Annotated in this window: 7 protein-coding genes; 1 reads left to right on the top strand and 6 read right to left on the bottom strand. The window is 71.1% G+C overall.

Annotated elements, in window-relative coordinates; all coding sequences use genetic code 11:
• From ACFY9S_RS35100 to ACFY9S_RS35075, 6 genes are all read right to left on the bottom strand, one after another.
• Positions 1-201 (bottom strand): hypothetical protein (locus ACFY9S_RS35100; RefSeq protein WP_391136862.1); only part of this gene is annotated, 201 nt, incomplete at its 3' end.
• A gap of 418 nt (positions 202-619) precedes the next feature.
• Entirely contained in the window at positions 620-2383 is a 1764-nt protein-coding gene (locus tag ACFY9S_RS35095; protein ID WP_391136859.1) for an AMP-binding protein, read from the bottom strand.
• Between the two features lie 47 nt (positions 2384-2430).
• Positions 2431-3819: a condensation domain-containing protein gene (locus ACFY9S_RS35090; protein ID WP_391136856.1), complete on the bottom strand. Its 1389-nt coding sequence runs from the start codon at positions 3817-3819 to the stop codon at positions 2431-2433.
• Entirely contained in the window at positions 3819-4109 is a 291-nt protein-coding gene (locus ACFY9S_RS35085; protein WP_391136853.1) for a phosphopantetheine-binding protein, read from the bottom strand. The genes ACFY9S_RS35090 and ACFY9S_RS35085 overlap by 1 nt, the downstream gene beginning before the upstream one ends.
• 112 nt (positions 4110-4221) lie before the next feature.
• Positions 4222-5937 (bottom strand): acyl-CoA dehydrogenase family protein, encoded by a 1716-nt coding sequence (locus ACFY9S_RS35080; protein ID WP_391136850.1) that lies wholly within the window; start codon positions 5935-5937, stop codon positions 4222-4224.
• Positions 5934-7808, bottom strand: a complete 1875-nt coding sequence (locus ACFY9S_RS35075) for an acyl-CoA dehydrogenase family protein (protein ID WP_391136847.1) — start codon at positions 7806-7808, stop codon at positions 5934-5936. The genes ACFY9S_RS35080 and ACFY9S_RS35075 overlap by 4 nt, the downstream gene beginning before the upstream one ends.
• A gap of 198 nt (positions 7809-8006) precedes the next feature.
• On the opposite strand from ACFY9S_RS35075, the gene sbnA reads away from it, so the two are divergent.
• Entirely contained in the window at positions 8007-8990 is a 984-nt protein-coding gene (gene sbnA / locus ACFY9S_RS35070) for a 2,3-diaminopropionate biosynthesis protein SbnA (RefSeq protein ID WP_391136844.1), read from the top strand.
• Positions 8991-8996 lie beyond the last annotated feature (6 nt).

Here is an 8996-nt window from a genome sequence, read left to right as displayed (position 1 = left end):
GGGGATGTTCAGGGTGCGGTTGATGAGTTTGCTGCGCTGCTGGTCGATCAGGTTCGGGTGCTGGGGCCGGACCATCTCTACACTCTCTCCACGCGGCACCACCTCGCCCGGTGGCGGGGGGCCGCGGGGGATGTTCGAGGCGCGGTCGATGAGCTTGCTGCGCTGCTGGTCGATCAGGTTCGGGTGCTGGGGCCGGACCATCTCTACACTCTCTCCACGCGGCACCACCTCGCCCGGTGGCGGGGGAGAGGCGGGGGACGCCGCCGGCGCGGCTAAGGCTTGAGCAGACTTCGGGTTCCTGAGAATGACCCTAGTCTCAGTTCTAGTCTCGATTGCTGCTCAATCCGGTGTAGCACGCGCCCGTCCGTGCATGTCCGGCACGCCACCCGACCTGCAACGCGAAGTCATTGAAGGACGTGCCCGGACCGCTACGGAACGGGACAGGACAGCTCGTAATGCGTAGGTCTCGGGTTCGAATCCCGAAGGCGGCTCTCCTGAGGCCCCAGGTCACATTGCCCGTGACCTGGGGTTTTTTGTTGCTCGGGGCCGTGGCGCCGGGAAGCCGGGGGAGAGGGCGCCTTGCCGTGAGGCGCCCTCTCCTCGTGTTCGTGATCTCGGGCTACGCGGCCGGCGGGCCGTCCAGGTGGCGGCTCTCCATGAGGCCGTTCAGGTACTGCGCGCGCATCGCCGCGCGCTGGATCTTGCCGCTGGTGGTGCGCAGGACCGCGCCGCGCCTGACCAGGGCCACCGCCGCCGGCCGGACGCTGAAGTCACGGGCGATGCCGCCCCTGATCCGGGCGGCGAGGCGCGGGAGTTCGTCGGCGCCGACCGAGCCGCGCACCTCGTGCACGACGACGAGCTGCTCCTCGGTGGTGCCGTCGGCGCCGGCCACCGGGACGGCGAACGCGGCGCCGAACAGGCCCACCAGCTCAGGGTGCAGGCGCCGCAGCGCGTGCTCCACGTCCTGCGGGTAGATGTTGCGGCCGCGCAGGATCAGCATCTCCTTGAGACGGCCGGTGACGTAGATCTCGTCGTCGTGGAGCGTGCCCAGGTCGCCGGTGCGGACGTACCCGGTGTCCCCGGCGAGGGTGCTGACACCGAACGTCTCGACGGTGGCGTCCTCGCGGCCCCAGTAGCCCTGTGCGACGCTGGGGCCGCGCAGCCAGATCTCGCCGACCCGGCCCGCGGGCAGCACCTCGCGGGAGGCCGGGTCGACGATCCGTACCGTGTACTCCTCGGCCTTGCCGCAGCTTACGACGTCACGGCCGGGTCGGCCCTCGCCGACCGGACGGAACTCGTGCTGCTCCAGGAGGGTTTCGTCGACCCGGGTGACGGCCAGTTCGCGCGGTCCGGTGCCCGAGATGAACACGGTCGCCTCCGCCATGCCGTAGCAGGGCGCCATGGTGTCGCTGCGGAAGCCGGCCGGGGCGAAGCGCTTGGCGAACGCGGTGAGGGTGGAGGCCTGGACGGGCTCCGATCCGTTGGCCGCGAACCGCCAGCAGGACAGGTCGAGTTCGGCGAGTTGCTCGTCGGTGATCTGGCGTGCGCACAGTTCGTAGGCGAAGTTGGGCGCGGCCGACCAGTTGACCTGGTACTTGTCGATCATCCGCAGCCACCGGTGCGGGCGCTTCAGGAAGGTCGTCGGGCTCATCAGCACGCAGGAGCCGCCGAGCAGCAGCGGGGGCAGCAGGATCGCGAGCAGTCCCATGTCGTGGTACTGCGGGATCCACGAGCCGAAGCGGGTGGTGCGGTCGAGGCCGAACGCCGAGCTGAGGGCGGCCGAGTTGTGCAGCAGGTTGCCGTGGTGGACCATCACTCCCTTCGGGTCGGAGGTGGAGCCGGAGGTGTACTGGAGCAGGGCCAGGGTGTTCTGGTCGACGTCGGGCACCTGCCAGGCCTCGGCGTGCGCGACGGTGAAGTCGGGGCCGTCGGTGATGGCGCAGGTGATCTCCCGGCCCGGGTCGGACGCCGCCCAGTCCAGGACGCTCGCGGCGACGGCCTCGCTGGTGAGGACAGCGGCGACGGTCGCGTTCTCGACGATGGAGTCCACGCGGCGGCGCTGGTGGCTGTACTGGCCGGGCAGCGAGGACGGGACGGCGACCATGCCCGCGTAGAGGCAGCCGACGAACGCGGCGGCGAACTCCAGGCTCTCGGGATACAGGAGCAGCACCCGGTCGCCGGGCGCGTACCTCTCCTGGAGCCAGCCGGCTATCTTGCGGGCCTCATGGTCGAGTCTGGCGTACGACCATGTCTCGTCCCCGTCGGGCGAGTCGGGGTCGCGGACGAAGATGACGGCCGGGTCGTCCGGGGTGACATGGGCGTTCGTACGGATGCGGGCCGTGGCGCTGCGGGCCTGCAGAAGCGTGTGTTCGTCCGTGAGCATGGGATCCCTCGGGGTAGCAGGAGGCTGGTGCGGGTCGGCGGGTTCGGTCACCAGTCGGTGGCCTCGCCCAGGGCCAGCAGGTCGTCCAGGTCGTCCGCCTCGACCAGGGCCGCGCCGGCCACCGGGGCGTCCGGGTCTTCGATCGCCTCGGCGAGCAACCGCACATAGGAGTCGAGAAGCCGGCGGACGGTGGATTCGTCGAACAGGTCGGTGGCGTAGCGGAACACGGCGGTCAGCGAGGAGGCGCTCTGCCGCATCTCCACGTTGATGTCGAACTGGCCTTCCAGCTGCGGTACCTCGATCAGTTCGATGCGCAGGCCGGCGTACTCGGTGTCCGTGCCGCGGGCCGCGGCCTCGGTGACCTGCATCAGCAGGGGTTCGAGGCGGCCGGGCGCCACCATGGTGAACACCATCCGCACGGGCGGGTTCCGGCTGCTGTACGGCTCCTCGCCGGCGAGCAGGGCGTACGGGTAGCCGATGTGCTTCATGGCCCGCATCACCTGGCGCTGGGCCGTGTGCGCGGCCTGCCCGAACGTGGTCGTCTCGGTGAAGTGGGCCGGCAGGACGATGGTGTTGACGAGGTAGCCGACGACCTCGCGCATGCCGGGGCCGCTGCGGGTGGTCGTCGGGCAGCCGACGAGGAAGTCGCGCTGTCCGCTGTAGCGGTGCACCAGGGCCTGGAAGACGCCGAGCGTCAGCGCGAACGGGGTCACTTTCGCCCGCTTGGCCGCCTCGCGCAGGCGGGGCACGAGTTCGTCGGGGATCCGGGCCTCGCAGGTGCCGCCGTTGAAGACGGCCGGCGGGCGGGGGGCCCGCGGCCGGTCGGCGGGGAGTTCACCGGCGGTGGCGTTCGCGCAGAACTCTTCCCAGAACGCGATCAGTTGTGCCCTTCGCGGCCCTTGGAGCAGTTCCTGTTCGCCCTGTACGTAGTCGTCGTAGCCGCGGGCCAGCTGTGGTGGCGCGGTGTCCGACGCGTAGGCGTCGAGCAGGTCCTGGAGCAGCAGCCACTGGGAGGTGGCGTCGGTGACGATGTGGTGGGCGCTGACGACGATCACGTGGTCGTCGGGGGTGATGCGCAGCAGGAGCGCACGGCACGTTCCCTCGCCGGTGAGGTCGAAGGGGGTGTCGCCGAACGCCTTGACGTACTTCTCCAGCAGGCCGGTGTCGGTGACCCCGGGGACCTCCCGGACCTGGAGGGGGACCAGGTCCGGGTGGCCGATCAAGCGCTGCGGGCCTGCCGCGGTCTCGGTGAACGTGGAGCGCAGTACGTCGTGCCGCTCCACGACCGCGCGCAGGGCGCGCCGCAGCCGCGCCTCGTCGAGCGCGCCGCGCACCCGCAGGGCGGCCTGGACGTTGTAGGCGGGGCTGTCGGGCGCCATCCGGTACAGGAACCAGAGCGCTTCCTGCCCGATGGAGAGGGCTCGTTCCCGGGCCATCACCGGGCGGCGAGTTCGGAGTGGATGTGGGCGGTGAGCGCGTCGATCGTGGGGTGGTCCCAGGCGAGGGTGGCCTCGACGAGGATGCCGAACTCGTCCTCCACGTCGCCGCACAGCGTCAGCGCGTACACGGAGTCGAGACCGATCTCGACGAGCAGGTCGTCGGCGGCGATGTCCTGCGGCCGGACGTCGAGGAAGTAGGCGACCCGCTCGGTCAGCCAGGTGCGGATCGTCTCGGCGCCGGTGGTCTCGGGGGTGGTGGTCTCGGGGGTGGCGGCGGATGTGGACATGAGAAGTCTCCTGGTGATGTGAAGGGTGTGGAAAACGGTGGGGTGGGGCTGCTGGTCCGGAAACGGACAAGGGCCGGCAGGGCCGGGGCGGTGGGCGCGGCCGGGCGCGTGGTCAGGTGCGCGCGAGCCGCGAACGGTCGAGGTCGAAACCGGCACGGTCCTCCTCCCTCGAGGTCAGTTCGGCGAACAGGCGCTGCTCCACCGCGTCGGGCAGGGCGCCCACGTCGTGACCGAGGCGGGCGGCGATCCGGGCGAGGGCGCCGGTCAGCCAGGCGTCGTCGCGCAGGAACGCGTCGACGCCGCTCTGGTTGTGCTGCCACACGCCGATGCACGCGGCGGCCATCGACAGCTGCGCGTACCGTTCGGCCAAGGCGAAACCGGAGCGGCCCGCGACCACCGAGTGCTCGCTCGGCGGCAGCTGACGGCAGCGCCGGCCGAGGTCGTCGAGGTCGGCGCGGAGCAGGGCGGCTATCCGGGCGGTCGCCGGGGGCAGGGCCGGGCCGCCGGCGTGGTCGTGGAGCAGCGCGGTGAGCTGGTCGGCGCCGCGCGAGGTGAGTTCCAGTGCCTGGTAGTCGATGTCGTCGAGGGGCGCCGACAGGTCGAAGAGCGCGGCGGGCGGCACCTCGGCGCTGCCCCAGCTGGTTGCTGCGAGGCGCGGCAGCTGCGGCAGCGTCGTGGCCTGGCAGACGGCTGCGTTGGCGTGCGCGAAGGTGATGGCCGGCAGGTCGCGGAAGAACTTCTGGAAGATGCCGTAGCGGCCGTCGCGCCAGTACGAGTTGGCGCCGAGCAGGGTGCCCAGCGTCTGCGACGACCGGTGCAGGACCTTGGGGACGACGTACTTGTTGACCGCGGTGATCACGCTGGTCTGGCCGGGCAGGACGTGCAGGGCGCGGCACGCCACGGTCGCCATGCAGTCGCCGGCGAGCAGGTCGAGGAAGGCGCCGACCAGGGTGGCCCTGGCATGCGGCAGGTCGGCGACGCTGCGTCCGTACAGGGCACGGTCGAGGGCGAAGCGGGTGACGGTGCGCAGCTGGGTGTCGGCGGTGCCGACCATCATGCCGGGGAGTACGGCGCGGGTGGTCTGGAAGGCGCGCAGGACGGTCTCCATCGCGCTGCCCACCGGGCCGACGGGGGCGTCCGCGGGGACTTCGAGGTCGGTGAAGTCGGCGCCGCCGATGAGGCAGCCGCGCAGCCCGACCGTCGGGAAGCGGTAGTCCCTGCGCAGCCGGTCGGCCGGGGCCTGCGTGAGGTCCACCCACAGATGGGAGTGGCTGCGGTTGCCGGGGCCCGCGCCGGTGCGGGCGAGCAGGACGACGGCGTCGGCCCGGCCCAGGTTGTTCACGATCTGCTTGCGGCCGTTGATCCGGTAGTGGCTGCCGTCGGCGGAGGGCGTCGCGGTGAGGTCGGTGCGGGTGAAGTCGTTGCCGTGCGGCAGCTCGTTGTAGCCCGCCGCGGTCTTGCCGCCGGACAGCAGGATGTCGGCCATCCGCTTCTGCTGGACGTCGCTGCCCGCGGTCCACATCGCGGACCCGGAGATGTAGTTGGTGAAGCCGTGGCCGAGCGCCAGGGTCGGGTCGCGGCGGGAGACCGTGCGCATCATGCGCATGAGGCGGTCGATCCGGCCCAGGCGTCCGCCGAGCCGCCTGGGCACGTACTCCGCGTTGAACCCGTAGGCGTCCAGCGCGGCTTCGCCGGCAGGCAGGATCTCCGCGCGCTCGTCGGCGGCGAGGACGGCTTCGTAGCCCAGCGGGTTGTCGGGGTCGTGGGCGTCGCCGAGCGCGCTCTCCAGGACGTCGGGGCCGCCGGGGACGGAGTTCGGGTCGGTCATGACGCCTCCTCGGCGAAGGAGTCGGCCGCGTCGGCGAGAGAGTCGGCCGTCTCGGCGAGGGAACCGGCCTCCTCGGCGAGGGAGTCGGCCGCCTCGGCGAGCGGGAAGGGCAGCAGGGAGAACATCTCGCCGCTGTCGTACTGCTCGACGAGCAGCGGCATCAGCCGGTCGAGCACCGCCGAGCCGTCGGTGCCGTCCTCGGGCAGCGTCCCGGGCGTCAGGCGTTCGGCGAGGCGGCAGAGCACGGCCTCGACCCACAGCCCGTCCTGCCACAGGCCCGCGGTCGCGGTGGTGTCGGAGGCGACGGTGGTCCGGTTGCGCAGCCACACCTGGAGGCAGGCCGCGGCAGCGCAGCACAGGGTGTAGCGGTGCGCCAGGTCGAAGGCCGCGGCGGGCACGTCACGCGGGCTGGGCCGGTGGGCGGCCATCTGCTCGTGCGTGGTGTCACTGATGCGCAGCAGCTTCTCGGCGACGGTGAGCAGGGATGCGGGCGCCTCACCGGACGCCACCAGCTCCCGCAGTTCCACGACGCCTCGGGGCAGGGACGCCGCGACGCTGTTGCCCGTGCGGGAGGTCAGCAGCAGCCGGGCCGGGTCGAAGGCGGGGATCCGCGCGTCGAACGTGGCCGCGGCGGCCAGGCCCTCGGCGTCGGTGCGCCCGGCCCGGTAGCCGCGGGCGAGGGCGGCGAACTGGTTGATCAGGGCGCTCAGGTTGACCAGCGTGTTGCCGTCGAAGATGCCGACGATCCGGTGGTCGCGCTCCAGCTTGGCGAACAGGCCGTGCGCGAACTCCTCGCTGAGGAAGGAGCGGGCGCCCAGGAACTGGCCCATGGCGGAGATCAGTTCGTCGGCCGTGGTGGGCACCAGGTACTTCACCGCGGCCGACGAGACGCTCATCTCCTCGGTCAGGGTGTGCACGCCCCGCGAGGCGAGCAGTGTGACGGCCTCCATGGCCAGCAGGTCGGCGTAGGCCTCGGTGAGCGCGCGGTGGGCCTGCGGCAGGTCGATCAGCCGCTTGCCGTACAGCCGATGCTCCAGGCCGAACCGGGTGGCGATGCGCAGCGCGTGGTCGCCGGCGCCCAGCGAGAGCGCGGCGCAGATCGTGCGGGTGATCTGCAGGCAGCGCAGAACGGTCTCGATGCCCTCGCCCTCCTCGCCGATCAGCGCGGAGGCGGGTACGACGGCGCCGTCGAAGGCGATGCCGCTGATGTCGGCGCCCCGGATGCCGTGCGTCTTCGCCGCGGGCAGGCAGGTGTGACTGCCGTCCGCGAGCAGGGCCTTGTCGACGAGCAGCAGGCTGTAGCCACGGGTGCCGCCGGCCGGTGAGGTCCGGGCCAGGACACAGACCAGGTCGCTGCGGGTGGCGTTGTTGATCAGCCACTTCTCGCCGTCGAGCCGGTAGCCGCCCGCCACGGGGGTGGCGGTCAGCTCGCCGGAGAGCAGATCGCTGCCGTGTGCGCGCTCGGTCAGGCCCCAGGAGACGACGGCGCCGGACGCGATGCGGGCGCCCAGCTCCTGTGCCTGCTCCGCCGTTCCGCCGACCCAGGTGCTCACCGCGCCCAGATACGTCTTGGTGTGCGCGATGGCCACGGTCAGATCGCGCCGGGCCACCACCCGTACCAGTTGGAGCAGGTCCTCGTAGCTGTCGAGGGCGCCGCCGTGCCGGGCGGGCACGTAGTGCTCGGGCAGGCCGAGCGCGTCGAGCCGGGCCACGGCGTCCGTGGGGAACGCCTCGGCGGCGTCGAGTTCACGCAGCCGGGCCGCGAAGAACGGCAGGTCCCTGCGGGCGGGATGGCCGAGAGAGCGGTCGAATACGCCGGCCCGGTCGTACGGCGCGTACCGCCGCGGGGATGCGAGTTGAGGTTCCGTCACGACTCCACCTGAATCTGAGAATGTGAGCACTCCGGGATTCTTCGAATGACCCCAGTCTTGGCCACCGCAGGGAGCGCTGTCGCAGGATCCCGGTGTCAGGATCCTGCGACTGCATCTGGCTGCCAGAGCTGAACCCTTACCTCTGCCAAAAGGCGAACTAGTGTCTCCACTGCACGCCTAACAGGTGAGAGGGAATCCATGCCGAAAACATTTGATTCGGGGATTCTGGGGACGATCGGCGAAACACCTCTGGTGAAACTGGAGAGAGTGTTCCCAGGGGAACGCTCGCAATTCTTCGCCAAGATCGAGCGGTTCAACCCAGGTGGCAGCATCAAGGACCGAAGCGGCCTCAACATGCTTCTCGAGGCGCTGCGCAACGGCGAGATCACGCCGGGGCGTTCCGTGGTCGTGGAATCGAGCTCGGGGAATCTGGCGGTCGGGCTCGCGCAGATCTGCAGGTACTTCGATCTGCGCTTCGTCTGCGTGGTCGACGCCAAGACCACGGAGCAGAACCTGGCCATCATGCGGGCCTACGGGGCCGAGGTGGTGGTGATCGACGAGCGGGACCCCGCCACCGGCGAGTTCCTGCCGGTGCGGCTGCGCAAGGTGCGCGAGCTCGTGGCGAGCATCCCGCACGCCTACTCCCCGAACCAGTACGCGAACCCGTCCAACCCGCGGGCCCACGAGCGGACCATGCGGGAGATCGTGGAGGCGCTCGACGGGCGGCTCGACTATGTCTTCTGCGCCGTCAGCACCTTCGGAACGCTGCGCGGCTGCGCGGACCACCTCCGCAAGGAGGGGCTGCGCACCAAGATCGTGGCGGTCGACGCCCAGGGCAGCGCCATCTTCGGCCAGTTGCCCACCCGGCGGCTGATCCCGGGGCACGGCGCCTCCGTCGTGCCGGCCCTGATGGACCCGGCCGCGGCCGACGAGGTCGTGCACGTCTCCGATCTCGACTGCGTGGCGGCCTGCCGCCGCCTCGTGGTCCGCGAGGCGATCCTGGCCGGCGGTTCCTCCGGGGCGACGCTCGCCGCGGCGGAGCGGATGCTGCCACGAATTCCGCCCGGCTCGGTCAGCGCACTGATATTTCCCGACGGCGGGGACCGCTATCTCGGAACCATCTATTCCGACGACTGGGTGCGCGAACACTTCGGTGAAGTGTCGCACCTGTGGAAGGACTGAAACTCC

This window comes from Streptomyces sp. NPDC012474, assembly GCF_042955185.1.
Taxonomy (GTDB): domain Bacteria; phylum Actinomycetota; class Actinomycetes; order Streptomycetales; family Streptomycetaceae; genus Streptomyces; species Streptomyces cahuitamycinicus.
The sequence above is the reverse complement of the archived record's forward strand: the minus strand, read 5'-3'. Positions and strand labels throughout refer to the sequence as shown.

Excerpts from the sequence above, each read along its gene's own strand:
- ACFY9S_RS35095 (WP_391136859.1), bottom strand. The coding sequence starts at position 2,383 with ATGCTCACGGACGAACACACGCTTCTGCAGGCCCGCAGCGCCACGGCC.
- ACFY9S_RS35090 (WP_391136856.1), bottom strand. The coding sequence starts at position 3,819 with ATGGCCCGGGAACGAGCCCTCTCCATCGGGCAGGAAGCGCTCTGGTTC.
- ACFY9S_RS35085 (WP_391136853.1), bottom strand. The coding sequence starts at position 4,109 with ATGTCCACATCCGCCGCCACCCCCGAGACCACCACCCCCGAGACCACC.
- ACFY9S_RS35080 (WP_391136850.1), bottom strand. The coding sequence starts at position 5,937 with ATGACCGACCCGAACTCCGTCCCCGGCGGCCCCGACGTCCTGGAGAGC.
- sbnA (WP_391136844.1), top strand. The coding sequence starts at position 8,007 with ATGCCGAAAACATTTGATTCGGGGATTCTGGGGACGATCGGCGAAACA.